The organism is Butyrivibrio sp. CB08 (assembly GCF_003625485.1).
Lineage (GTDB): Bacteria > Bacillota > Clostridia > Lachnospirales > Lachnospiraceae > Butyrivibrio.
This window is the reverse complement of sequence record NZ_RAIR01000008.1, coordinates 144,685-170,708: the sequence shown is the minus strand read 5'-3', so window position 1 is coordinate 170,708 and position 26,024 is coordinate 144,685. Positions and strand designations below refer to the sequence as shown.

General features: G+C 43.4%; 22 protein-coding genes. 21 read left to right on the top strand and 1 reads right to left on the bottom strand.

Annotated features, from left to right (window positions below; translation table 11 throughout):
* Nucleotides 1-9: 9 nt before the first annotated feature.
* The 4 genes from D6855_RS13730 (at nt 10) to D6855_RS13715 (ending at nt 5,112) form a co-directional block, all read left to right on the top strand.
* On the top strand, nt 10-444 hold the full coding sequence (locus tag D6855_RS13730) for a M67 family metallopeptidase (RefSeq protein ID WP_120742064.1): 435 nt from the start codon (nt 10-12) through the stop codon (nt 442-444).
* A gap of 3 nt (nt 445-447) precedes the next feature.
* Nucleotides 448-1,566 carry a DsrE/DsrF/DrsH-like family protein gene (locus tag D6855_RS13725; RefSeq protein ID WP_120742062.1) on the top strand — a complete coding sequence of 373 codons (1,119 nt, stop codon included), beginning with the start codon at nt 448-450 and terminating at the stop codon, nt 1,564-1,566.
* A 10-nt stretch (nt 1,567-1,576) separates the two neighbouring features.
* Nucleotides 1,577-3,871: a hypothetical protein gene (locus D6855_RS13720; protein WP_120742060.1), complete on the top strand. Its 2,295-nt coding sequence runs from the start codon at nt 1,577-1,579 to the stop codon at nt 3,869-3,871.
* Nucleotides 3,872-3,987: 116 nt separating this feature from the next.
* Nucleotides 3,988-5,112, top strand: a complete 1,125-nt coding sequence (locus tag D6855_RS13715) for an SLC13 family permease (RefSeq protein WP_243111945.1) — start codon at nt 3,988-3,990, stop codon at nt 5,110-5,112.
* A gap of 3 nt (nt 5,113-5,115) precedes the next feature.
* Here the strand turns inward: D6855_RS13715 and D6855_RS13710 are convergent, their stop codons facing one another.
* A complete protein-coding gene (locus tag D6855_RS13710; protein WP_120742058.1) occupies nt 5,116-6,933 on the bottom strand; it encodes an Rqc2 family fibronectin-binding protein in 1,818 nt (605 codons plus the stop codon).
* Nucleotides 6,934-7,051: 118 nt separating this feature from the next.
* Here D6855_RS13710 and trpS point away from each other — a divergent pair, with 118 nt between their 5' ends.
* The 17 genes from trpS to D6855_RS13625 all read left to right on the top strand — a co-directional run bounded on the left by trpS (nt 7,052) and on the right by D6855_RS13625 (nt 26,024).
* Nucleotides 7,052-8,053, top strand: coding sequence for a tryptophan--tRNA ligase (gene trpS, locus D6855_RS13705; RefSeq protein WP_120742056.1), 1,002 nt, complete (start codon nt 7,052-7,054; stop codon nt 8,051-8,053).
* A 210-nt stretch (nt 8,054-8,263) separates the two neighbouring features.
* Nucleotides 8,264-9,763: a tagaturonate reductase gene (locus D6855_RS13700; RefSeq protein WP_120742054.1), complete on the top strand. Its 1,500-nt coding sequence runs from the start codon at nt 8,264-8,266 to the stop codon at nt 9,761-9,763.
* A gap of 167 nt (nt 9,764-9,930) precedes the next feature.
* A complete protein-coding gene (locus tag D6855_RS13695; protein ID WP_120742052.1) occupies nt 9,931-10,818 on the top strand; it encodes a YicC/YloC family endoribonuclease in 888 nt (295 codons plus the stop codon).
* A 4-nt stretch (nt 10,819-10,822) separates the two neighbouring features.
* Nucleotides 10,823-11,443 (top strand): guanylate kinase, encoded by a 621-nt coding sequence (gene gmk / locus D6855_RS13690; protein ID WP_120742118.1) that lies wholly within the window; start codon nt 10,823-10,825, stop codon nt 11,441-11,443.
* Between the two features lie 51 nt (nt 11,444-11,494).
* Nucleotides 11,495-11,794 carry a DNA-directed RNA polymerase subunit omega gene (rpoZ, locus tag D6855_RS13685; protein WP_120742050.1) on the top strand — a complete coding sequence of 100 codons (300 nt, stop codon included), beginning with the start codon at nt 11,495-11,497 and terminating at the stop codon, nt 11,792-11,794.
* 3 nt (nt 11,795-11,797) lie between these two features.
* Nucleotides 11,798-13,165, top strand: coding sequence for a 30S ribosomal protein S12 methylthiotransferase RimO (gene rimO, locus D6855_RS13680; protein WP_120742048.1), 1,368 nt, complete (start codon nt 11,798-11,800; stop codon nt 13,163-13,165).
* The gene (pgsA, locus tag D6855_RS13675) at nt 13,149-13,691 is read left to right on the top strand and encodes a CDP-diacylglycerol--glycerol-3-phosphate 3-phosphatidyltransferase (protein ID WP_120742046.1); all 543 of its coding nucleotides are present in this window, start codon (nt 13,149-13,151) and stop codon (nt 13,689-13,691) included. The genes rimO and pgsA overlap by 17 nt, the downstream gene beginning before the upstream one ends.
* A gap of 39 nt (nt 13,692-13,730) precedes the next feature.
* Nucleotides 13,731-15,662 carry a DEAD/DEAH box helicase gene (locus D6855_RS13670; protein ID WP_120742044.1) on the top strand — a complete coding sequence of 644 codons (1,932 nt, stop codon included), beginning with the start codon at nt 13,731-13,733 and terminating at the stop codon, nt 15,660-15,662.
* Entirely contained in the window at nt 15,659-16,891 is a 1,233-nt protein-coding gene (locus D6855_RS13665) for an ion transporter (RefSeq protein ID WP_120742042.1), read from the top strand. Before D6855_RS13670 ends, D6855_RS13665 begins: the two co-directional genes overlap by 4 nt.
* A 14-nt stretch (nt 16,892-16,905) precedes the next feature.
* Entirely contained in the window at nt 16,906-17,766 is an 861-nt protein-coding gene (locus D6855_RS13660) for an HAD-IIA family hydrolase (protein ID WP_120742039.1), read from the top strand.
* A complete protein-coding gene (locus D6855_RS13655) occupies nt 17,756-18,637 on the top strand; it encodes a hypothetical protein (protein ID WP_120742038.1) in 882 nt (293 codons plus the stop codon). The genes D6855_RS13660 and D6855_RS13655 overlap by 11 nt, the downstream gene beginning before the upstream one ends.
* 100 nt (nt 18,638-18,737) lie before the next feature.
* Nucleotides 18,738-19,358 carry a Holliday junction branch migration protein RuvA gene (gene ruvA / locus D6855_RS13650; RefSeq protein ID WP_120742035.1) on the top strand — a complete coding sequence of 207 codons (621 nt, stop codon included), beginning with the start codon at nt 18,738-18,740 and terminating at the stop codon, nt 19,356-19,358.
* A 21-nt stretch (nt 19,359-19,379) separates the two neighbouring features.
* Nucleotides 19,380-20,411 carry a Holliday junction branch migration DNA helicase RuvB gene (gene ruvB / locus D6855_RS13645; protein WP_120742033.1) on the top strand — a complete coding sequence of 344 codons (1,032 nt, stop codon included), beginning with the start codon at nt 19,380-19,382 and terminating at the stop codon, nt 20,409-20,411.
* 34 nt (nt 20,412-20,445) lie between these two features.
* Nucleotides 20,446-20,850 (top strand): cell division protein ZapA, encoded by a 405-nt coding sequence (gene zapA, locus D6855_RS13640; RefSeq protein ID WP_199712454.1) that lies wholly within the window; start codon nt 20,446-20,448, stop codon nt 20,848-20,850.
* A 48-nt stretch (nt 20,851-20,898) separates the two neighbouring features.
* Nucleotides 20,899-23,184 carry a peptidase U32 family protein gene (locus tag D6855_RS13635; protein WP_158589541.1) on the top strand — a complete coding sequence of 762 codons (2,286 nt, stop codon included), beginning with the start codon at nt 20,899-20,901 and terminating at the stop codon, nt 23,182-23,184.
* A gap of 7 nt (nt 23,185-23,191) precedes the next feature.
* Complete coding sequence (locus D6855_RS13630; protein WP_120742029.1) at nt 23,192-24,601, top strand: FtsW/RodA/SpoVE family cell cycle protein; 1,410 nt, start codon at nt 23,192-23,194, stop codon at nt 24,599-24,601.
* Complete coding sequence (locus D6855_RS13625; RefSeq protein WP_243111943.1) at nt 24,486-26,024, top strand: peptidoglycan D,D-transpeptidase FtsI family protein; 1,539 nt, start codon at nt 24,486-24,488, stop codon at nt 26,022-26,024. Before D6855_RS13630 ends, D6855_RS13625 begins: the two co-directional genes overlap by 116 nt.

Here is a 26,024-nt window from a genome sequence, read left to right as displayed (position 1 = left end):
GGAGAGAAGATGAAAATAACAATTAGTAAGTCGGAATATGACAGAATATATAAACATGCTTTAGCTGAAAGACCTAATGAAGCTTGCGGGCTTATCGCAGGATTTGATGGTGAAGACGGCATACGCAATATAACTAAGGTCTATCTTCTTACAAATGTGGATCATACCAATGAGCATTTTAGTATCGATCCTGCTGAGCAGCTAGCTGCAATTAAGGATATGCGCAGGAATGAGCTAAAACCACTTGGTAACTGGCATTCACATCCAGAAACGCCTTCAAGGCCATCAGAGGAAGATAAAAGGCTGGCCAATGACAGCAAAGCAAGCTACCTGATACTTTCACTTCAGGATGAGTCAGATCCGGTCTTAAACGCATTTCATATTGAAAATATAGACGGGGAGAAAACAGTACGTAAAGAAGAACTTGTCATCATAGGGGGATGATTTATGGAATTTGAAGATACACAGATTAAAAGAATATCAGCAGAAGAGTTTAAAGAGCTATTGGAAAAACAAAGAGACAGCGTAACAGTCCTTGATCTTCGTGAGCCGGATGAAGTCCTGATACATCCAATTGATGGAGCAATAAATGTACCATTTTCAAAGGTGAGTTCAGAGCTTGACAGTGTTCCTTCAGATAAGCCGGTATATGTCATTTGCAGAACTGGGGATTTTAGTGAAGAAATTACCGAAATTTTGACAGATAGAGGATTTGATGCGATAAATGTAGATGGGGGATATGATCGGTATAGAAAGCTTGAGCCAGATACGCCGGTCGAGTCTGCAGATATTTCATCCAAATCGGAAGAATCACCAAAAGAAGATACTTTTATCGATGCCAAAAATCTTAGGTGCCCTGGACCTATTGTGAAGGTGGCAGATACTCTTCGTGAGCTTAAAGATGGCGCTACAGTTACTGTAGAGGCTACTGAGGATGCTTTTGAATCAGATATTAAGGTCTGGTGCGAGAGAACTGGTAATGAGTTAAAAGAGCTTAAGAAGGACGACGGCATTATAACAGCCAGGATAAAGAAGTCTTCCAAGGGAAGCACAAAAGCTTCAGCTCCCAAAGATGGGGTTGTAGTTAAGGAAGAGGGCAATGATAAGACCTTTATTGTATTTAGTGGAGATCTGGACAAGACGATAGCGTCTTTTATCATGGCAAACGGAGCTGCGGCTCTTGGAAGAAATGTGACCATGTTCTTTACTTTCTGGGGACTAAATATCCTTAGAAGGCCCAAAAGAGTCAGAGTTTCAAAGAACTTCATTGAGAAGATGTTTGGAATTATGATGCCAAGGGGAACGACAAAGCTTGGACTATCAAGGATGAATATGTTTGGGGCAGGTCCTAAGATGATTAGAGCTATCATGAAGTACAAGGGCATTTCATCCCTGGAGGAACTGATAGATGATGCCATAGCCCATGGAGTAAGGATAGTAGCATGCCAGATGTCTATGGATATCATGGGAATACATAAGGAAGAACTGATTGATGGTGTGGAACTTGGTGGCGTAGCCACCTTTATAGGCGCCGGAGAAAAATCCGACATAAGCCTGTTCATATGAGGGGAGAAAGATGAAAAGAAGATTTTTTAAACACATTGTAGTGCCAGCGCTGGCTCTTGTTATGGCGCTCAGCACAAATCAGAGCGTGCTGGCTTTGGAACCGGAAGTTAAGGAGCCAATAGCTATTGAGGGAACTACTCTTGAGAAACCTGTAGTTGAGGAACCAAAAACCGAGGAACCAAAAGATGAACAGCCAATAGTTGGTGAACCTTTAGAGGTGGAGCCAGTAGAAGAGGAAAGAGAGTTACTGCCTCTTTTTAAGGCACTTCTTAAGACTGAGCCTGAGGAAGCTGTAAGTGATGAGGAAAATCCTACCAGAGTGTCCAGCCCTTCTATAGCGATAACAGTCATCCAATTAGTGAACGATGACAATCCAGATGGAAACAAGGCAGTCATAGATGCAGCTATATCTGGTATCGATGATTATGAAGGCTATGCAGTCTGGTTCTATTCAGGATCAGGAAGTGCTAATAAGAATAGGCTTACTGAAAGCTCTTTTTCAAAGACATATTCTATATCCGGTGGTAAGACCTATGAATTCCATGCTGAATTGATAAAGGATGGCGAACTTGTAGCTGATAGTAATCATGTTGAGATATCTGTAGTTAAGCAGCAGCTTGATAAATCTGATATATCAACTACTGCTTCCGTTGATGACGGAGCTACTGGAACCGTTAGTGTTAATGTTAGTGATGATTCAAAACTTGTTTACTATAGAACTGGCAGTAATGATAAAACTACGGTAGATGGAAACACAATTTCTGGACTTGCGCCAGGTGAATACTATGTTTATCTGCCTGCTTATTCCGATGGTAATACGTATTACATTAAATCAAGCGCCCAAAGAGCAGTAGTTGCGGGAGGAGGCGTTGCTCCAGTAATAGAGTACACTGTTAGGACTTCTGGAGATGATAATGTTAAGTTCAGCAAAACTGAGCAAACTGTAAAGGAAGGTGGAAACGCTTCTTTAAATATCACTGCGAAAAATAACGAAACCCATTATATTGACACAGATAGTATTAAGGTAGAGCCTTCTGAAAACTATGAAAGTAAAAGCTTTTACAAAGCTACAGGTGAGCTTACCATAACAGGAATTAAAGGTGATATCACTGTATCAGCTTCATCTATAGAAAAGCCGGTACTTTCCGAGTTGAAAGTAAAGAGTGTAACTTTTAACCCTGAAGGAAAATATTCCGAAGAAAATCCTTATATCCAGACAACTATTGAGCTGGAAGCTTTGGATAAAGACGGAAATCCTGTTCCTGAGAAAAAGATATACTTTAGGGATGATAAGTCAGGTGTATCTTATACTTCAACTCGTACAACTGATGAGAAAGGTATTGTTACATTTAAAAACAGCTATGGAATAAGCGCAGAAAACGGCGATATCACAGCTGATTATTCACCTCTTTTTGGAGATACTCAGGACTTTACAGGAATCTCAGCTTCTACGGATATCCACCTGATCCTCCAGCAAAAGAAGAATCTGGTTCTGAACACAGATCAGCTTGTTGGAAGTAAGCCTGGGAAAACTGATGGAAAAGTTATTAATGTTCCTGATGATTACGAGATATGGACAGGTGAAGTAATAGAGGAAGCTATCGTTCTTGGAACAGGAGATTGGGCTAGGCCAACTGATGGCAGGTTTACTGATCTTGCTCCAGGAGCACATCTTCTTAGAATTGGTGAAAAGAGAGATTCGTCTACCAATACATTCTGGTTTGCTTCAGATCATGAGGTATTCTATATTCCCAGGGGAATGTATGATGTTTCGATAGATGTTGATAACTCCAAGAATATTACATTTAATGGAGATACAGCCCAATCCGCTGAGCCTGGTCAGACAGTTTATTTTTATCTTAGTCCGGAAGAAGGTAGTAAGATTTCTGGATTTGTTACAGATCATCCTTCATATTTTGACAGTATAGGATATGATGCTGAAAGTGGATATGTATTTGTTAAAAATGTTCATGGAAGCATTGTGATCACAATAAATACCACCAGTACAGAGCAGAAGGATGATGACAAAAAGACAGATGATTCTTCAAACGATGACTCATCAAATGACCAGTCATCTGGTGAATCATCCCAGGATACTTACCAGCCATCCGCAGGAGTACAGCCAGCACCAGCAGTTCTTGGCGCTCAAAGAGATCTTCCAACAGATTCTCCTGCAGTACTAGGCGCAAGAAAATCTGGTACATCAGATACAAGTGTTCTTGGAAGCATCATTACAATCATTGTTGCTGTAGCAATCGCTTTCTCAATGATCTTCGTCAAGAGAAAGAAAAAAGAAGAGCAGTAATAAGAAAATAAAGTAATAATTTGGCGGACATTTCTTAATGAGATGTCCGCCTTAATTTCTAAAAAATTGGTGTATAATATTCCTCGTGTGTTTTTTGAATAAAAAGAGGATAAGTTATGAACGGAATTAAAAAGAGAGTTATCAAAGTTGATAAAGTACTTGTGATTGCCTGGATACTGGCTATTATTTCAGCCTTTTTTGTACGTCCAGACATGACCTACATTTCATATATAGATTTCAGGTCTTTGGGAATCCTTTGGGGCCTTATGGTAATTATTCAGGGACTTAAGGAGAACTCAGTATTTGAAAAGATCGCCATAGCTCTTTTAAAGAGGGTTAAAAATGGCTTTCAGCTGGGAATAGTGTTGGTGTTCATGTGCTTCTTTGGAAGTATGCTGATCACCAATGATGTGGCTCTTATCACCTTTGTGCCACTGGCTATCATGATCATGTCAAGCTGCAAGAGAGAGGACATGATGATTCCTGTTATCGTCCTCCAGACAGTAGCAGCTAACCTTGGCAGTATGCTTACACCAATTGGTAATCCTCAGAACCTTTATCTGTATGGTCTTACAGGCATGAAGCTGTCTGAGTTCATTCTTACAATGCTTCCATACAGCCTGCTCTCAGCAGTTCTTCTTTTTGCCTGTCTTTATACAGTACCCAGCAGAAAAGAGAACCTGGTTAACGCAAAAGAGGGCAGTATCACCAGCAACTTTGGCAGCATGACCCAGATCATCATCTATACAGCACTTTTTGTAGTAGCCCTACTTGCTGTTGTTCGAGCAATCCCCTGGTTCATATTTGCTATCATCGTATTTATAGTGGTAGCAGGAATGGATTTTAAGATACTTTTCAGGGCGGATTATATTCTTTTGCTTACATTTATTGGCTTCTTTATATTCACCGGAAATATGGGCAAAATTGATTATATCAGCGACTTCCTGGGCCATACGCTCTCCGGAAGAGAATTTCCTATAGCAATTGGACTTAGTCAGGTCATTAGCAATGTTCCAGCCACACTTATGCTGTCAGGCTTTACCAAGGACTACGAATCCCTTCTTATAGCTGTAAATGTGGGAGGCCTTGGAACCCTCATCGCATCTATGGCCAGCCTTATCTCGTTTAAGGCCTATACAAAAGAATACAGCGGCAATACCCTTAAATATGTAGGAGTATTTACCGCTGCAAATGTGTTCTTCCTGATCTGCCTTGTGGCTTTCAGATTCTTTATGGCCTGATGGTCAGTCACTAATAAGCTTTAACTTTGAAATATCTGGCGCAATGGCCATGGAGTAGTTGGTGTAATAAACCACGAAGCCTGGCTTTGCGCCATTTGGCTTTTTAACGTCTTTTCTCTTTAGATAGTCTATCTCAACCTTTTCCTGAACTTTACCCTTGGAATAGTATGCTGCAAGAGCCGCAGCTTCTTCGAAGGCCCTGTCTGGAACTTCCCTGCCTCCTGTCAAAAGAACTACGTGAGATCCTGGAATCTTCTTGGCGTGGAACCACCAGTCGCCGCCGTTGGCTGTCTTAAAGGTGAGCTCATCGTTCTGGATATTGTTCTTGCCAACGTAGATATCAAAGCCATCGCTAGACTGGTAGTGGAAAGGCTTGCTGGTAATCTTTTCCTTACGGCCGTTTTTGCCTGTAGCGTGAGACTTGATATAGCCACTTTCTGCAAGCTCCTGCCTTATCTGAGCAAGGTCAGCTTCCTTCTTGGCGATGTCCAGAGAAGTAGCGATGGATTCAAGCTGTTCTATCGTTTCAGCAACTTCCTTCATCTGCTCCTCGAGAGCTTCAGCAGTTCTTTTTAGCTTGGTGTATTTATCAAAATACTTACCTGCGTTTTCTCTTGCGGAGAGAGTAGGGTCAAGGGGAATCGTAATGTCTTTTCCCGTGTTATAGTCATTGACGGTTATGGACTTGTCGCCCTCTGATGCGCTGTAGCCATAGGTGTTAAGAAGCTCTCCATAAACCCTGTATTTGTCCTTCTTGTCGCAGTCAGCCATCTGCTTGAGCTGAAGGTCATATTTGCGGACATTCCTCTCAAGGGTAGTCTGAACGATCTTACGAAGGTCAACAGACTTCTGTTTGATCCTGGTGACAACATTCTTTTCAGAGTAGTACTGCTCAATAAGAGCTGAGATATCAGTCATTACGCTGATATTTTCATCACTGGATGTGGCGCTTTCTGCATCTGCTGCGCCACGAAGATCAAAGCCATATATACTAAGCGGGATAGAAGAATACTCTTTTGGCGCGCCAGCCTCATAGTAGATTGCTGGGACAAAAGAGCCTTCTCTTACATGCTGCATGATGACATCAAAGGCTCTGTACACAGATATTGACTCTGATGTGCTAAGAGCATTTGCGGGCTTATCTGCGTCCACAAGAGCTCTGTAGCATATTTCCTGGGCGATTATTGGAGAAAGGCCTGTATAGCTTGAATAAATGGCCTTGAATACAGGCATTGGCTTACCAAGAACAAGAGATGAGAACTCATCAGCTGTTGTTTCAAGGGGATTAGCCTTGTCCTGACTTGGGATAAAGTAAGTGCGACCAGGAAGTACCTCACGGACTGAGCTTACAGAAGCAGGGATGTGCTTGATACTGTCGATGATAACGTCATCTTCATCGGTGAAGATGATGTTGCTGTATTTGCCCATTATCTCTATAAGAAGGACCTTGTGGCGAAGGTCGCCCATTTCATCAAGGTGCTCCACCTCAAAGCGAAGGATCCTCTCAAGACCACCTGGCTGAGTAACAGAAGTGATACGGCCATTCTGGATGTGCTTTCTAAGGAGCATACAGAAGTTTGGTGCTGTCATAGGTGATGCCTTGCTCTCATCTGTAAGGTAAACCAGTGGAAGAGAAGCATCAGAAGAAAGGACCAGCCTTGTCTGCTTGATCCCGTACTTTTCTGCAGCCTCGTAGGAGAGCTTGACGGTGATAAAAAGTTCGTCGCTCTCGGTCTGTGCTATCTTATATATTCTGCCTCCGACAAGGAGGTTTTCGAAATCTCTTTTTAAATTTGCAACTGTAATTCCATCGAATGCCATAATAAAGCCTCATTAACATAAAAAATAGTACAACACAGTATACCATTACTTGATTAAAGCGACAATTACTGATACACTAACAACTAGTATTTTGTTTGGTATTTGGAGGGTTTTTGGTATGGAATCAGAAAAGAAAATAATGCTCTCTGGCATTCAGCCAAGTGGAGATTTACATTTAGGAAATTATTTGGGAGCCATCAAGAACTGGGCAGATCGAGTTAACGAGTTCGAGTGCTACTACTTTATGGCTGACCTTCATACAATAACAGTTAGACAGGATCCCAAGGAACTCAGAAGACGTTCCCTTGAGATGCTTGCTCTTTATATCGCATGCGGACTTGACCCTGAGAAGAACACTCTTTTCCTTCAGTCTCATGTTCCAGCGCATGCTCAGCTTGGATGGGTACTTGACTGCTACACAATGTTTGGTGAGCTCAGCCGTATGACTCAGTTCAAGGACAAGTCTGAGAAGCACAAGGACAACATCAACGCAGGTCTTTTCACATATCCTTCACTGATGGCTGCTGACATTCTTCTGTATCAGCCACACTACGTTCCAGTAGGTGAGGATCAGAAGCAGCACGTTGAGCTTACAAGAAACATCGCAGAGCGTTTCAACAACATCTACGGAGATGTATTCAGAATCCCTGAGCCATACATTGCCAAGACTGGTGCAAGGATCTATGGCCTTACAACTCCTGGCGACAAGATGAGTAAGTCAGATCCTAACGGATGCGTATTCCTTATGGATGAGCCTGATGTTATCCGCAAGAAGTTCAAGAGAGCAGTAACAGACTCAGATATGGAGAACTGCGTACGCTACGACAAGGAGAACAAGCCAGGTGTAGCTAACCTTATGAACATCTACTCAACTATCACAGGCAAGAGTTTTGAGGAGATTGAAAAAGAGTTCGCTGGCCAGGGCTACGGTGTATTCAAGCCAGCAGTAGGAGAGGCTGTTGTTGAGACTCTTTCTCCTATCAGAGAAGAGGCTAAGCGCCTTATCGCTGACAAGGCTTACCTTGAGAACGTATACAAAGAGGGTGCTGAGAGAGCTTCTTACATCGCCAATAAGACTCTTAGAAAAGTCTACAAGAAGGTTGGTTTTTATCAGCTGTAATTAAATCAGATATAGTAACCGGAAATGCTTGTTTCATGACAAGTGTTTCCGGTTTTTTATTTTCTTATGTGCTGATAAAAAAATGCTATTGTAAACGCTTACATTATTTGGTATAACAAATATTAGAGAAATTTGTTTCGGGCATGAAGTGTAAGCGGTTACAATTCGCCTGGAGACATGAGAAGGTACGGTTTAGGAGGAAGAGTTTAGATGGAATTACTTAACTATGAGGTATTGGAGAAGTCTGGCTATAAGGGATATGTACTTAAGGATGCACCTGTAAGAGTTCTTCAGTTTGGTGAAGGAAACTTCATGCGTGCATTTGTAGATTATTTCTTTGACATCAGTAATGAGAAGGCTGGTTTTAATGGCAAGGTTGCTCTTGTTCAGCCTATTTCAATGGGACTTACAGAGCTTATCAACAAGCAGGAAGGTCTCTATACACTTTATCTTAGAGGAAGCGAGAACGGACAGAAGGTAGATGCTAAGCGTGTCATCTCTGCCTGTGACTGCTGCCTTAACCCATATGACAAGGAAGGCCTTGATAAGATCATGGAGATCGCTGAGAGCGACGACCTTGATATCATCGCTTCAAATACAACAGAGGCTGGTATTGCTTATGACCCAGCATGCAACTTTGATGATCAGCCTGCAAATAGCTTTCCTGGTAAGCTTACACAGGTTCTTTACAGAAGATATAAGGCTGGCAAGAAGGGAGTAGTTGTTCTTTCCTGCGAGCTTATCGATAACAACGGAAAAGAGCTTTTAAAGTGCGTCAACCAGTACATTGACCAGTGGAAGCTTGAAGATGGCTTTAAGAGTTGGGTAAACAACGACAACATTTTCTGTTCAACACTTGTAGACAGAATCGTTCCAGGCAGGATCCGTGATGCCAAGGAAGTTGAAAAGCTCGAGGCTGAGAACGGATACCACGATGAGCTTATCGATGTTGGTGAGATCTTTGGTGTTTGGATCATCGAGGGACCAGAGGGTCTGGAGGACAGACTTCCATTCAAGAAGGCTGGAGTTAATGTTCACGTAGTTCCTGATGTTATGCCATACAAGCACCGCAAGGTTCGTATCTTAAACGGAGCTCACACAGGATTTGTACTTGGAGCTTATCTTTCAGGACAGGATATCGTTCGTGACTGCATGCAGAACGCAACAATCTCTGGCTTCATGAACAAGATGCTCAATGAGGAAGTTATTCCTACACTTGTTGATCACCTTGATGAGAATGACCTCAATCAGTTTGCTGCAGCTGTTAAGGATCGTTTCAACAATCCTTTCGTAAACCACGAGCTTATGTCTATCTCGCTTAACTCAACAAGTAAGTGGAAGGCAAGAAACATGCCTTCATTCCTTCAGTATATTGATAAGAATGGAGGGCTCCCTGTTTGCCTTACAATGTCTCTTGCAGCATACATTGCTTTCTATTCAAATGATGTTCAGGAGCTTACAGACGCAGGTCTTGTATGTAAGAGACCTAAGGGCAATACATATACAGTAAGTGATGACAGATGGGCTCTTGAGTTCTTCTATGAGCACAGAAATGATTCTGAGGAAGATCTGGTTAAGGCTGTTCTTGCTAATGAGAAGATGTGGGATCAGGATCTTAACAAGATCGATGGACTTACAGATAAGGTTACAGAGGGCCTTAAGAAGATCCGCACAGAGGGTGCTGAAGCAGCCTACGCAAGCTGCCTTTAATAAATAGGTTAGAAACGCCGCTTCCTGTCTTGGGGGAGCGGTGTTTTCTTTTGTAAAAAGCTAGTATTTATCGATGTTTAAAACTCATTGACATTGACCATAAATACGCGTTATATTATAATAACTTGTGTAAAAAAATAGCCCAAATATAAGGGGGAATCTTACTTATGGTCTGCAGTATGACTGGTTTTGGCAGAAGTGAGGTCACAGAAGGTCAGCGCAAGTATATAGTTGAGCTCAAGTCAGTCAATAATCGATATCTTGATATCAATATCAAGATGCCCAAGAAGTTCAACGCTTTCGAAGCAGCAATCCGTTCAGAACTTAAATCCTACATGAAACGTGGCAAGGTAGATGTATATATCAGCTACGAAGATTTTTCTGAATCAGAATCCAAGGTTAAGTACAATAAAGCTATTGCCCAGGAGTATTATACATTCCTTAAGGAAATGGCAGATGATTTTGGACTTGATAATGATGTAAGGATATCTGTGCTCTCAAGATTTCCAGAAGTATTTACAATGGAAGAGGAAGAGCTGGATGAGGAAGAGGTTTGGAGCGGCATCAAGAAGGCTTTAGACCAGGCAGGTCAGCAGTTTTTAGATTCCAGAAAGAGGGAAGGCGAGTTCCTTGTTGCGGATTTAACTGACAAGCTCGCTGGAATGCTTGAGAATGTTGAGTACATTACTGAGCGTTCACCTGTGATCATTGACGAGTACAAGACTAAACTTCGTGAGAAGATCCAGGATCTCTTAGAGGACAAGCAGATAGACGAGAACCGACTTGCTATGGAGGTTACTCTCTATGCAGACAAGGTTTGTGTAGACGAGGAACTTACAAGACTTCGCAGCCACATCGAGGCCACAAGGGACACTCTTAAGGTTGGCGATGACAAGGACGGAATTGGTAGAAAGCTTGATTTCCTTGCACAGGAGATGAACAGAGAGGCAAACACGATCCTCAGCAAGTCCACAGATCTTAAGATCTCAGACAGAGGAATTGCCCTTAAGACTGACATCGAGAAGGTTAGGGAGCAGATACAGAACATTGAGTAACGGAATTAATCGCAAAGGCATTATTATAGTAGTATCCGGATTCTCCGGAGCTGGCAAGGGAACCATCATGAAGGCCCTTACAGCTAAATATGACAGATATGCTCTTTCAATTTCAGCGACTACCAGGGATCCAAGACCAGGTGAAGAGAATGGCAGAGAGTACTTCTTCGTAAGTAATGAGGAGTTTGAGCAGCTTATCAGAGACAATGGTCTTATTGAGCACGCAGGATACGTCAATCATTACTACGGAACCCCTAGGAAGTTTGTAGAAGACAAGCTCGCTGAGGGCAAGGATGTTATCCTTGAGATTGAGATTCAGGGAGCGCTCCAGATCAAAGCGCAGTATCCTGACGCAGTACTTTTATTTGTAATGCCACCATCTGCAGCAGAACTCAAAAAGAGACTTGCCGGAAGAGGAACCGAGACAGCTGAAGTTATATCTCAGAGGCTTAACAGAGCCAAGGAAGAGTCCGTAGGCATTGAGAACTACGACTATATTGTTATCAATGATGATCTTGATAAATGTGTGGACAAGGTCCATGAGATCATGGATGCAGCTCACAATGCACCATCAAGAAATCTTGATTTTATAAACACTATCAGAAAAGAGCTTAATGAGTTATAATATTATATTGAGCTTGTATATGCGAATTAACGCAGGAAAGGAAATATATAAATGATACACCCTTCTTATGTAGACCTTATGAACGTTGTTAACAAGGAAGTTGAAGAGGGCGAGCAGCCAGTAATCAACTCCAGATACTCAGTAGTTATGGCTACTGCCAAGAGAGCAAGACAGATCATCGCTGGCGACGAGCCAATGGTAAGAGTTAAGGACAAGCAGAAGCCTCTTTCAATCGCAGTTGATGAGATGAACCAGGCACAGCTCCGCATCCTTACAGATGAGGAAAAGGAAGCTCTTCTTGCAGAAAAGGAAGCAGCAGAGAGCGTAGAGGCTGAGAACGCAGAGAACTAATATATGAAGATCTTATTCGTGTCACTTGGATGTGACAAAAACAGAGTTGATACCGAGGTTATGCTAGGGTTACTGGCAAGCCATGGTCACAGCTTTACAGATGATGAGACCCAAGCAGAAGCAGCAGTTGTAAACACCTGCTGCTTTATTGGTGATGCTAAACAGGAGAGCATTAACGTTATCCTGGAGATGGCAGAGCGCCGTGCTTCAGGTCAGCTCAAGGCCCTGATCGTCACAGGATGCCTTGGTCAGCGTTATCAGGAAGAAGTGGAAAAAGAGATCCCTGAGGTAGATCAGATTCTTGGAACAACTTCCATTGAGAAGATTGTTGAGGCTATAGAGGAAACTGCCGCAGGAAACAGCTCTTTTCACCATAAAAACTATTTCGAGAGTATTGATAAACCGGTAAGGGGCGGCCAAAAGAGAGTTATGACCACCGGAGGTTTGTTCAATTACTTAAAGATCGCAGAAGGGTGTGACAAGCATTGCACCTACTGCATTATCCCAAAGGTCAGGGGCAAATATAGAAGCGTTCCAATGGAGGACCTTCTCAAAGAGGCCAGAGAACTTGCAGATAATGGCGTAACTGAGCTACTTGTTGTAGCCCAGGAGACAACTCTTTATGGAACTGATCTATATGGGAAAAAGAGCCTTCCAGAGCTTCTTCATAAGCTCTGTGAGATAGAGGGCTTTAAGTGGATAAGAGTTCTGTACTGTTATCCGGAGGAGATCAATGACGAGCTCATAGAGTGTATGAAGTCTGAGCCCAAGATCTGCAATTACTTGGATCTCCCCATCCAGTCAGGTTCTGATGAGATACTGAAAAAGATGGGCAGAAGGACTAACAATGCTGAGATCAGAGAGCTGGTTAAGCACCTTAGGGAAGAGATTCCTGATATTTGCCTTAGGACAACTCTTATAAGTGGATTCCCAGGGGAGACAGCAGCTGATCACAGGCAGACCATGGAGCTTGTAAGGGACCTTAGGTTCGACAGGCTCGGAGTATTTACTTACTCCCAGGAGGAAGATACACCAGCTGCCACCATGGAGGGACAGGTTTTAGAGAGGACCAAGACCACCAGAAGGAATCAGCTGATGAAGCTTCAGCAGGAAATCGCATTTGAGGCTGCCGAGGGTATGATCGGCAAAACAGTTGATGCTGTAATTGAGGGCAGGATCACTGACTCAGATGATGATGAAGGCCTTACTTATGTAGCAAGGACATATAAGGATGCTCCGGACATTGACGGGTATCTGTTTATCACCGGCGTAACAAGGGAACTTATGACTGGGGATTATGTCAGGGTTCTCATAACCGGATCCAATGAATACGATTTGATAGGAGAGCTAAAAGATGAATTTACCAAATAAGCTTACAGTAGCCAGAGTAGTACTTATTCCGTTTTTTGTGTTCTTTCTTTTGAATGATGCCATGAATCCTAACTTCAAGTGGATCGCACTGGCTATCTTCATTGTTGCGTCTCTTACAGATTTGTTCGATGGCAAGATTGCAAGAAAATACAATCTTATCACTGACTTTGGAAAATTTATGGACCCACTGGCTGACAAGCTTCTTGTTTGCTCAGCTATGATCGGACTTATTGAGCTTGGCAGGATCGAGGCGTGGATCGTTATAGTTATCATTGCCAGAGAGTTTATCATCAGTGGATTCAGACTTATCGCAGCTGACAACGGAAGAGTTATCGCTGCAAGTTATTGGGGGAAATTTAAGACAACTTTCCAGATGATCATGGTCATCCTTATGATCGCCAATCTGGATATAACACCACTTCCACTTATTACACAGGTTATCAAATGGATAGCACTTATCCTTACGATCGTTTCACTTGTGGACTACCTTATCAAGAATAAGGATGTTATGAGTGGCCCCTTCTGATTCGCACCGCGAGTCATGTATTAGATTTATAGGAGTTTTATGAGTAGTAAAGAATTAGATATTATCGATGCTAGTAAGAAAGACGAAAAAGAGCCCAAGGTTAGATACGAGGACTCAGGTCTTGATGAAAGGATCATCAGAGCAGTAACTGAGATGGGATTTGAGTTTATGTCCCCAATTCAGGAGGCTGCAATCCCTGTGATGATGGAGGGCGGAGACATCATCGGCCAGGCCCAGACCGGAACGGGCAAAACAGCAGCATTTGGTATTCCACTTCTTGAGAAGGTGGATCCAAATAACAAGCACCTTCAGGCAGTAGTTCTTTGTCCTACAAGAGAGCTTGCAATGCAGGCTGCTGATGATATCAGAGATTTTGCCAAGTACATGTCAGGAATCAAGGTTCTTGCTGTATATGGCGGACAGGATATTTCAAGACAGATCAGAGCTCTTTCAAACGGCGTTCAGATTGTAGTTGGAACACCAGGAAGAGTAATGGACCACATGCGCAGACACACCATGAAGATGAAGGATGTTAAAGTGCTGGTCCTTGATGAAGCAGATGAGATGCTTGATATGGGCTTTAGAGAGGATATTGAAACTATCCTTCAGGGAATGCCGGAAGAAAGGCAGACAGCTCTTTTCTCAGCTACAATGCCAAAGCCTATCTTAGATATTACCAAGAAGTATCAGAAGGATGCCAAGTTCATTAAGATGACTCCCAAGGAGATCACCGTGGCAGCCATCGAACAGGCGTATTACAGAGTTCCACAGAAGATGAAGGAAGAGGTGCTTACACGCCTTATGGATTACTATAATCCAGCAAGGAGTCTCATTTTCTGTAACACCAAGAGAATGGTTGACCAGCTTTCAGAGAGCCTTAAGGGCAAGGGATACCTTTGCGACGGGCTTCATGGTGACCTTTCCCAGAATCAGCGCGATACTGTCATGAATCTCTTTAGGAGTGGCAGGATCAATATCCTGATTGCAACTGACGTGGCAGCAAGAGGTATTGATGTAAGCGGCGTTGAGGCTGTATTTAACTACGATATTCCAGAAGATATTGAGTATTATGTTCATAGAATCGGTCGTACAGGACGTGCTGGTAAGAGCGGCAAATCCTTCACTCTTGTAGGTGGAAGGGAGATGTACAAGCTTCGTGAGATCGAGAAGATCTGCCACACCAGGATCGAGGAGCGCCGTGTACCAGGTGCCAAGGAGATTACAAGGGTTAAGTCACAGAAGGTCTTCGCAGAGGTTATCGATATCATTGAGAACGGCGACATCACTTCAGCTCTTGAGTTTGTTAACCAGAAGGTTGAAGAGGGCGAGTACACAGCTGAGCAGCTTGCAGCTGGATTCATGAAGCTCAAGATGGGCTCAGACATTCAGGATCTTGTTCTCTTTGAAAAGAGAGAGTCCAAGAGGGATAGATACAGGAGAACCGGCGAGAGACTTGAGCGCAGAAAGCGTGAGGATGACAGGAAGCAAGGAAGAAAGCGCGATAGTAGCCGCTTCGAGGGCAAAAGACCTGATGGCAAGAAGCCTGCAGGCAGGAAGTTTGATGACAAGAAAAAGCCTGAAGGTAGAAAGAAGTCTGACTCCAGAAAGAAGGAGAGCAGAAAGCCAGATATAGGCGATCTTGACGAGCTTAAGGCTGTTTACAAGAAATCTGCTGAGAAGTCCGCTGATAAGGCTAAGTCTTCTTCAAAGTCATCCAGTTCAAGACCCGAGAGAAGCTACAAGAAAAAGTCTTCCGATTCTTTTGAAAATGTTGGACGCATCAACATAAAGGGCGAGGGCTCAACCAAGGCCTGGTATGTGGGTGAGGATACCAACACCATGAATATATCCAAAAAAGAAAAGAAGAGCGTCAAAGCCCAGAACAAGAAGCGAAGCCTTGATTACCTTCAGGACATGAGTGATCTTGTTATGGAGAGCTTTGGAAAGCGCAGGGGCGGGGACAAGAAATGACATTAGGACAAGGCGGTAAAGCTGATAGAAACGCTACTAGAGACTTAAACCGTGCAAGGGCCAAGGTGTTTAACATGGTCAGCACAGGCGTTATTGATGAGCCTGTTAACAGGATCTATGACATCATCAGCATTGTCGCCCTGGTTCTTAACCTTTTTTCTGCTTTTGCGATTACATTTGATTACATGGAGGAGCACTATAAAGGGCTCCTCCTTGCTATTGAAGCAGTTACCGTATTTTTCTTTGCAGTAGATTATTTTCTGCGTCTTTTTTCATCCAGTGAGTTATATCCAAAACTCCCTTATAACAAGGCAATAGTTAAGTACATCTTTTCCTTTGCAGGAATTGTGGATCTTTTATCTTTCCTTCCATACTACCTGCCTGTATTCTTCCCTATGGGAAGTGCTGTATTCAGGCTCTTCAGGGTGGCAAGGATCTTAAGGCTCTTCAGGATAAATTCCTACTATGATCAGCTCAATGTTATAACTGAAGTTATCGTATCAAAGCGTCAACAGCTTATGGCATCGGTATTTATCATTCTGATACTTATGATGGCATCAAGCCTTTGTATGTATTCAGTTGAACATGAAGCTCAGCCTAATGTTTTCGAGAATGCATTTTCTGGCATCTGGTGGTCAGTATCCACGCTTCTTACTGTTGGATATGGAGATATTTACCCAATTACGTTCCTGGGTAAGCTCCTTGGAATTGTAATAAGCTTTCTTGGAGTTGGAATGGTAGCTATTCCGACCGGTATCATAAGCGCCGGCTTTGTTGAACAGTATCAGAAGCTCAAGAGCTTTGGTCAGTATGTTGAGGAAGAGAACCTTCACTTTATCAGAGTTAAGCTAACTGAGAAGGATGGCTGGGCAGATAAGAAGATATCTGAGATCGGACTTCCAAGAGACATGATGATCATCGCTCTTCAAAGGGGCAAGGAAACCATCATCCCAAGAGGAGATACTCTGCTTAAAAATGGTGATGTCCTGGTTATATGCGCAGAGAAGGTAAAAGATATCCAGCCTATAGACCTTAAGGAGATCACTATCGGTGAGGGACATTCCTGGAACGGAGTAGCTATAAGGAACCTTGATATATCAAGGCGTAGCTTTATCTTCATGATAAGGCGAAATGGCAAAGCACTGGTACCAAGGGGCTCAACTGTTATTAAGGCTGGGGATATAGTCCTTTTATATGAGCAGCATCTTAGAAATGACAATATAGTTTAAGTTTGGAGATATAGATGGACCTTAGAGATACAGAACTTAAGAAAAAGATACTAAAGCAGACGGAACTTTTCGTCCTTGATATGGACGGAACCTTCTATCTTGGCAATGACATACTGGACGGAGCCCTGGACTTTTTAAAGGCGGTTAAAGATGCGGGAAAGAGATATATCTTTTTCACCAATAACTCATCAACATCGCCAAAACTCTACATCGATAAGCTGGCAAAGATGAACTGCAATATAACAAGGGACATGATCATGACCAGCGGAGATGTAATGATCAGATTCCTTAAGAATAAGTATCCTGGAAAGAGCGTGTATCTTCTTGGAACTCCAGCTCTTACAGAGAGCTTTAAGGAAGAGGGGATAAACCTCTTTGTTCCAGAGAGAGATTTAAGCGCAGCTCAGAGCAACGCTTTTTGTGAGAAGATTCCGGATATTGTAGTTGTTGCTTTTGATAAGACTCTGGACTATGAGAAGCTTTCAAACGCCTGCGTTTATATCATGCAGGGAGCGATGTTTCTTGCTACTCACCTTGATATTAACTGCCCAGTACCAGGCGGCTTTATTCCTGACTGCGGAGCCATGTGCGCAGCTATTGAGCTATCTACCAAGGTTAAGCCTAAGTTTGTAGGTAAGCCTTTTGCGGAGACGGTAGACATGGTGGTTGACGCGACAGGAGTAGATAAGGATAAGATCTCTTTTGTTGGTGACCGCATCTATACTGATGTGGCTACCGGCGTTAACAATGGCGCACTGGGAGTACTGGTTCTTACGGGAGAGACGAAGCTTTCTGAAGTGCCAGAATCTGAGGTTCAGCCTCATGTTATTTTTGATTCTATTAAGGAGATGGGGGAACTCCTAAATGAATTATAAGAAGTACAGACTTTTCTGGAGCATGCTCGTGCTCCTTTTCACTTTTTACCTCTTTCCAGTAAAGGCATCTGCAGATATAGGAGCCAAGCCATCGATCTATGTTAAGCTGGTGAACGCTCCTGAGCACTACTATGTGGCTCTTCTTGACAGCTATAAAGGGGAAGATCTGTCCTATGTGACAGAGGTTCCTCAATTTGACCCTGCTAAACAGACTGTAGATGAGTATCTGTCAGACTTTTCCTATGAGGGATGGGTTTATTTCGCAGGTTTCTGGGATACCAATTACTATGAGTCCAATGACAAAAATGCAGTTGAATTTGGCTACATGGTTCCAAATCCCTTTAGGATCATAGTGATAGACTCTAAGGGACCAGTTCAGGTAAGCGACGTCTTTGATAGAAGGGAGTTTAACGCAGCTGTCACCTACGACTATGCTGCCAACACCATAAAAGAGCACTATATTGGCAAGGCTGCCTACAGGGTATTTCAGGTTATTGGTTTCTTTTTGCTGACCCTTGTATTCGAGTGGCTGATGTTTCTTGCCTTTAAGCTTCCAAAGAACAAAAGAAATATCATAAGCTTTCTTGTAACGAATGCTATCACTAATATTCCCTACAACATCTTCAAAGTATATACCCTTAGCAGGGCTGGTTGGCCAGGTCTTTTTGTTGCGGCGTTTTTTGAGATCATCATCATGATATTTGAAGCGATAGTTTACAGCTTCGCCCTCGTTACTGAGAATGGTAAGCCAGAGCCCAAGTGCTTTGGATACGGTTTGGTTGCCAATATTTTCAGTGTGTTTATGGGAATAGTTATAGCAATACCGCTTTTATATGTGGATGCTTTTATTAACGGAGTTATTCTTCACTAGATTTGGAGGATAAACCACAGAGAAGCATAAGAATAGACAAACACAAACAAATGTTCTATAATGGATTTTAGAATATGTGTTGACCACGGGGGATACTAATTTGATAGCCTATGTAAATGGAATTCTTGAGTATATTGAGGAAGGACTTTGCGTTGTTGATGTTGGTGGAATAGGGATGAATGTCTATATTTCAGGTTCTACCATGGACAGGATGCCTGGAATTGGAGAACCGGTCAAGCTCTATACCTATACTAATGTCAAAGAGGATGCATTTACTCTCTTTGGATTCCTTTCAAGGGATGAGCTGGCTCTTTTCAAGATGCTCATTACTGTAAGCGGCATTGGACCTAAGGGCGGCTTATCCATACTGTCAGTTATGACTCCAGATGACCTGAGGTTCGCCATTATGGCAGGGGATTCCAAGTCCATAAGCGCAGCTCCAGGCATTGGTAAGAAGACGGCTGAGAGGATAACTCTTGAACTTCGTGACAAGATCAAGGTTTCTGAGGACGACATGCTTCGCGGATCTTCTGTAGTTACAGCTGATGATCTCACTGGCGAGGCATCTTCAGCAAGAGACGAGGCTGTAGCAGCTCTTGTTGCTCTTGGATATAACAGCACCGATGCTATGAAGGCTGTCAGGAAGGTGCTTAAGGAAAGTGAAGATGCGGCATCTGACACAGAGGCACTTCTTAAGCTTGCACTTAAAGAGATGTTCTAAGTTTGTATATAGAGGATGAGTATGGAAAAGAGAACGATCAAGACTACAGCCAGAGGACTGGATGCTGAGGCTAATACCGAGGACGTCAGGATTGAAGGGTCCCTTCGCCCAAAGAGCCTTAATAACTATATAGGACAAAAGAAGATCAAGGAGAGCCTTGAGATCTATATTGAGGCTGCCAAGAAGAGAGGGGATTGTCTGGATCACCTTTTATTCTACGGACCTCCAGGACTTGGTAAGACCACACTAGCTTCTATCATTGCAGCTGAGATGGGGGTCAATATCAAGATCACATCAGGCCCTGCTATTGAGAAGCCCGGAGATATGGCAGCTATCCTTAACAACCTGAAAGAGGGCGATGTTTTGTTTGTGGATGAGATCCACAGACTTAACCGCCAGGTGGAAGAGGTTCTTTACCCAGCTATGGAGGACTTCGCCATAGATATTATGATCGGCAAGGGGCCAACTGCAAGGTCTATTCGCCTTGACCTTCCAAAGTTTACCCTGATCGGTGCAACAACCAGAGCTGGTATGTTGTCAGCCCCTCTTCGTGACAGATTTGGAATGATCCACAGGATGGAGTTCTATGAGATAGATGAGCTGTGCAGCATTATCCTTCAGTCAGCCAAGGTTCTTGACGTAGAGGTAGATGAGAAGGGCGCTGTCGAGATGGCCAGAAGGAGCCGTGGAACTCCAAGACTTGCCAACAGGATACTTAAGAGAGTGCGTGACTTTGCTCAGGTAAGATTTGATGGCAGGATCACTGAGGAAGTGGCCATAACAGCCCTTGACCTTATGGATGTAGATAAGATGGGACTTGATCACACTGACAGGAACCTTCTTATGACCATGATAGGTAAGTTTTCGGGAGGCCCTGTTGGACTTGATACCCTGGCTGCGGCTATTGGAGAGGATGCTGGCACCATTGAGGACGTATATGAGCCTTATCTTATCAAGAATGGCTTCATAAACAGGACCCCCAGAGGCCGCGTTGTTACTGAGGCAGCATATCACCATTTAGGGCTTGTAATGCCGGGTGATGGCGGTATATAATCTTTTTATATACTGAATTGTGTGGGGGACTATTATGGCATCCAAGACAGATACCGAGGTTATAATTGGTGGTAAGGTTTTTACCTTAAGCGGATACGAGAGTGAGGAGTACCTTCAGAAGGTAGCCTCATATATAAATAATAAGATTTCTGAGTACAACAAGATCGATGGCTTCAAGAGACAGCCCATCGATACACAGAATGTGCTTTTGCAGCTCAATATAGCTGACGACTACTTCAAGAGTAAGAAGCAGATCGAGATGATGGAGGAGCAGCTCTCTGAGAAGGAAAAAGAGCTCTACGATCTCAAGCATGAGCTCATTGCTACTCAGATCAAGCTTGAAAACACAGAGAAAAACAGCAAGAGCCTTCAGACCAAGCTCGATGAGTCTTCCAAGAAGATCATTCAGCTTGAGACACAGGTTAAGAGCAAGAAGTAATGAATTTAAGGCTGTCTGAGGACAGCCTTTTTTATGTCAAAAGGAATTATGAGAAAAGTTGAACTGCTGTCACCTGCTGGTGGCTATGAAACAATGGTGGGCGCCTTTAACGCTGGCGCTGATGCCGTTTATCTAGGGGGATCTAAATTTGGTGCAAGGGCCTATGCCGATAACTTCGACAGGGACCAGGTTCTTGACGCCATTGTCTATGCCCATCTCCATGGTAAAAAGATATATATGACTGTTAACACCCTGGTAAAAGAGGGTGAATTTTCTGATGTCTATGACTTTATGGTTCCCTATGCGGAAAAGAACCTTGATGGCGTGATCGTTCAGGATCTTGGAGTCGCAAGGCTTATCAGACAAGAATTCCCTCACATCGAGCTCCATGCCAGCACCCAGCAGACTATAACAGGTGTGTATGGTGCAAGGCTCCTTAAGGAGAGAGGCTACACCAGAGTTGTTCCTGCAAGAGAACTGAGTCTATCTGAGATGAAGGCTATAAGGCAGGAAGCTGACATTGAGGTTGAAGCCTTTATTCATGGTGCCATGTGCTACTGTTATTCAGGAGCATGTCTTTTTAGCAGTGTAGTAGGTGGCAGAAGCGGTAACAGAGGCCGCTGTGCTCAGCCCTGCAGGCTTCCATATGGTCTTGGGGCAGGAGATTCTGAAAAGTATCCTCTTAGCCTTAAGGATATGAGTACTATTGGTATAATCCCTGAGCTTATTCAGGCTGGAATCGACTCCTTCAAGATTGAGGGAAGGATGAAAAAGCCTGAGTATTCAGCGGGAGTTACAGCTCTTTACAGGAAATATATTGATAAATACTATGCTGATCCAAATGGGGATTACAGAGTATCTGATGAAGACCTTGAGACTCTTAGGAACCTCTATCAGAGAACAGGTATAAGTGAAGGATATTATCACAGACACAATGACAAGTCCATGGTGACTGTGCTTTCACCAGCTTATAATGCTACAAGTGAGGATATCTTAAAATCTGTTCATGACAAGTACCTTGGCTCTACACTTAAGCACAGCTGCGATATGTACTGTGAGCTTATTACTGGTCAGAAGGCCAAACTCACCATGTCTGTATGGAAGGGCGAGGATTTCTTTTACGAGGAAGTTTACGGAGATGAGGTCCAGGCAGCCAGCAAGCGCCCTATGGATGAAGACTCCATCAGAAAACAGCTCGCTAAGCTTGGTGGTACAGTCTATGAAGCAGGCAATATTGATATCACTATAGATGATGGCGGAAGCGGAACTGGAATCTTTGTGGCAGTTAGTGCACTTAATGAGCTTAGGCGTGAGCTTGTTTCAAAGATGGATGAGAATCTCCTTCCAAAGAACGAGTTTACAACTGCACCAGTAGAGCATTTTACGGATTATGACAGCTACAAGGCTTCAGACAAAAAGAACACTCTTCAGGTACTGGTATCAACGAAGGAACAGCTGGATACAGTACTGTACTATGATATGTCTTCAGGTCTTGTTAATAAGATCTTCGTAGACAGTAATCTCTTTTTATCAACTGATGATAAGACCAGAGCTGCCATGGCTGCATTTAAGAAGGGTAATGACAGCACCAGCCTATACGTGGCGCTTCCATATATCACAAGGGAAGAGAAGTGGGATGGAACCAAAGAGGTTCAGAGGGTAATGGACGCCCTTAGTGGATCCTCTTTTGATGGAATCCTGGTTCGAAACCTTGAGCAGCTTGGCTACCTTAAGGCTCATGGCTATGCGGGATATGTAACTCTGGACTACGGAGTATACAACTGGAATAAGGAATCAGTTCTTGAGCTTTTGGACATTGCAATGACTTCCAAGGATAACGATGGTCTCTTTATAGATGAGATTTCTGCTCCCTATGAGCTTAACTTTAGGGAAGCTTCGGACCTGGTAGCGGCCTTAAAGCAGAAGGTTGATATCCCGGTCGCTTACAACATCTATGGCCACATTCCAATGATGATCAGTGCTGGCTGTATCAAGAAGACAACAGCTTCATGCAGTGGCAGGATGAACGAGCTCTATAGTGAGAATGTCAGCATCGTGGACAGGATGAACAACAAGATGACTGTTACCTGTAACTGCAGACACTGCTATAATGTCATCTGGAATGCTTATCCTACATCCCTTCACGGAAGTCTTGATAAGATCACAGGAAGAGACCTGTTTGATGATCTTCGAATTGACTTTACTATTGAAGACGCCGGCAGATGCAGGCAGATTCTTGACTATTATACAGGCAGGATAAGTGGTGGCAGCCACATTGATATCTTTGGAGACAAGGGCTTTACTACAGGACACTATAAACGCGGAGTTGAGTAATACATAAATGGAATTATACGTTACTGAAATATCTAAATATGTGATAGATGCTTTTATGCTGATCTATGTCATAGAGGCATTTATGACCTTTCGCTTTAAAACTGAAAAGAAGAGAAAGGGCATATACATCAGACAGATCATATGCATGTTTGCTGTGCAGCTGTCCTGCTTTATCCAGATAATAGCAAGGACGGGCAAGCCGGTTTATTTGTTTTTCTTTGCGTTCCAGATAGTTATATTTGCATCGGTACTGATGCTGTTTTACGTTATCTACCCGGAGGGCAACAGGCTTATAATCAACAATACATGCCTTCTTTTGATGATAGGACTTATCATCATCACCAGAATATCCTATGGCAAGGCGGTCAAGCAGTTCTTTATCATTACTGCTTCATTTATCATCGGATTCTTTATACCAAAGATAATATTACAGTTTGATTTCCTTAAGAAGTTCACCTGGATCTATGCGGCAGTTGGCGTTGCTGCCATAGGTGCAGTTCTTTTGTACGGAGCAGCAACTAACGGCTCCAAGATCTCTTTTACCCTGGCAGGTATTACCTTCCAGCCATCGGAGGCAGTTAAGGTCTTGTTCCTGTTTTTTATGGCAGGGGCTCTTGTGGAGGCAAAAGAGATATGGCAGCTTTTCCTTGCATCCATAGCCGCAGCAGTTCACGTTATGATCCTGGTTCTGTCCAGGGACCTTGGAAGCGCCCTGATTTTCTTTGTTATTTACCTTGCACTTATCTATATCTCAACCAACAATATTGGGTATCTGGCCCTGGGACTTATCATGGGAGGCTTTGCAAGTATAATAGCCTACAAGCTCTTTTCCCATATCAGAGTCAGAGTTCAGGCCTGGAGAGACCCCTTTGGGGATATTGCATCCTCTGGCTATCAGCTGTCCCAGTCACTGTTTGGAATATCAAGTGGCGGATGGTTTGGCCTTGGACTTTACGGCGGATCACCCACATCGATTCCTTATGTTGAGCAGGACTTTATCTTCTCGGCAATAGCAGAGGAGCTGGGAGTTATTTTTGCTGTGCTGATGGCGCTTATTATCGTGAGCTCATTCTTCATGATCATGTATGAGGGATATTTCATCAGGGACAGATACTACAGGCTGGTAGTATGTGGCATCGGAGTGGCATTTATATTCCAGAGCTTTCTTACGATTGGCGGAGGCTCCAAGTTCATCCCTCTTACCGGTGTTACACTTCCCCTTGTGAGCTATGGCGGAACATCGGTCCTTGTGACAATCGTCATGATGATGATAGTGGAGGGCGTGTGCCTCATAAGGACAGATGAGAGATTTGAAGCCATGGAGCGAAGAAGAGAGCGAATGGCTGATAAGAAGGCTGCAAGGTCTTCAGACTATTACAGAGACTACGAGAGAGATTATGGCAGAAGAGAAGACTAAGAAGAAAAAGAAAATAAGATCATATCCAATACTGGTCCTTTGCGGATTCTATGCTGCCATTTTTGCGGTAATGCTGATCTACATAAGCGCCTATTCCTATAACAACAGGCAGGTACTTATGGACAACAGCTTCAACACTAGACAGCAGATTCTTCTAAAACAGAATTCAAGAGGCAGGATCCTTTCAAGAGACGGAGATGTCCTTGCTTATTCAGAAGTGGGTGAAGATGGCAAGGAGAAAAGAGTCTATCCCTACGGCAAGGAATTCGCCCATGTTGTGGGTTACTCAACCAATGGTAAGGCTGGAATAGAGGCTCTTGCCAACTATTACCTGATAAATACCAGTATTGATCTGTCAGAGAAAGTGGCCCTTGATACTCAGGGCAGCAAGTATCCTGGTGATTACTGTGTGACTACGCTTGATGTGGACCTTCAGGAGGTGGCTTACAATGCTCTTTCAGCAAGAAAGGGTGCAGTTGTTGTAACCAATCCTAAGACCGGAGAGGTTCTTGCCATGGTTTCCAAGCCTGACTATGACCCGGGAACCATCCAGCAGGAGTGGGACAGCCTTATCGCTGATACATCTCCTGATGCCAAGCTTCTTAACAGGGCAACGCAAGGGTTATATCCACCTGGATCAACCTTTAAGATCGTCACGTCTCTGGCTTATATCAAGGAGCATCAACAGGATTACAACAATTACAGATTCAGTTGTGTTGGAAGATTCAACTACGAAGGAGAGAGTATTTCCTGTTATCACGGAGAGAATCATGGAAGCCTTGACTTTATCAAATCCTTTGCAGAGTCCTGTAACTCCTCATATGCCAATATAGGTCTGTCTATTCCAAGGAATGTGTTTGCTGATACTCTGGACCAGCTTCTTTTTAATCAGGAACTTCCAATCGATGTTCTTTATTCCAAGAGTTCTGCTCACATTGATGACAATACTAGCGTTGGAGATGTAATGCAGCTGTCAATCGGACAGGGAGCCACATCTATGACTCCAATGCACCTTAATATGATAACCTGCGCCATCGCCAACGAGGGTGAACTTATGAAGCCGTATTTTGTAAGTGGCATCAAGAGCGAAGATGGCAAGAACGTCAAGAACTACTCGCCAGAGAACTATAAGCGTCTTATGTCTGCGCTTCAGGCAGATACCTTAAAGGGTATGATGAGGCAGGTTGTTGAAACAGGAACTGCAAGCAAATTAAAAGGCCTTTCCTACACTGCGGCAGGAAAGACCGGTTCTGCTGAATTTAACACATCTACATCTGATTCTCATGCCTGGTTTACAGGTTTTGCTCCGGCTGATGATCCGGAGATCTGCGTCACAATCATAGTAGAGGACGCGGGAAGCGGTGGAAGCTTTGCGGTTCCCATCGCCAAGAGAATCTTTGATGCGTTTTTTGGCGTTGAATAA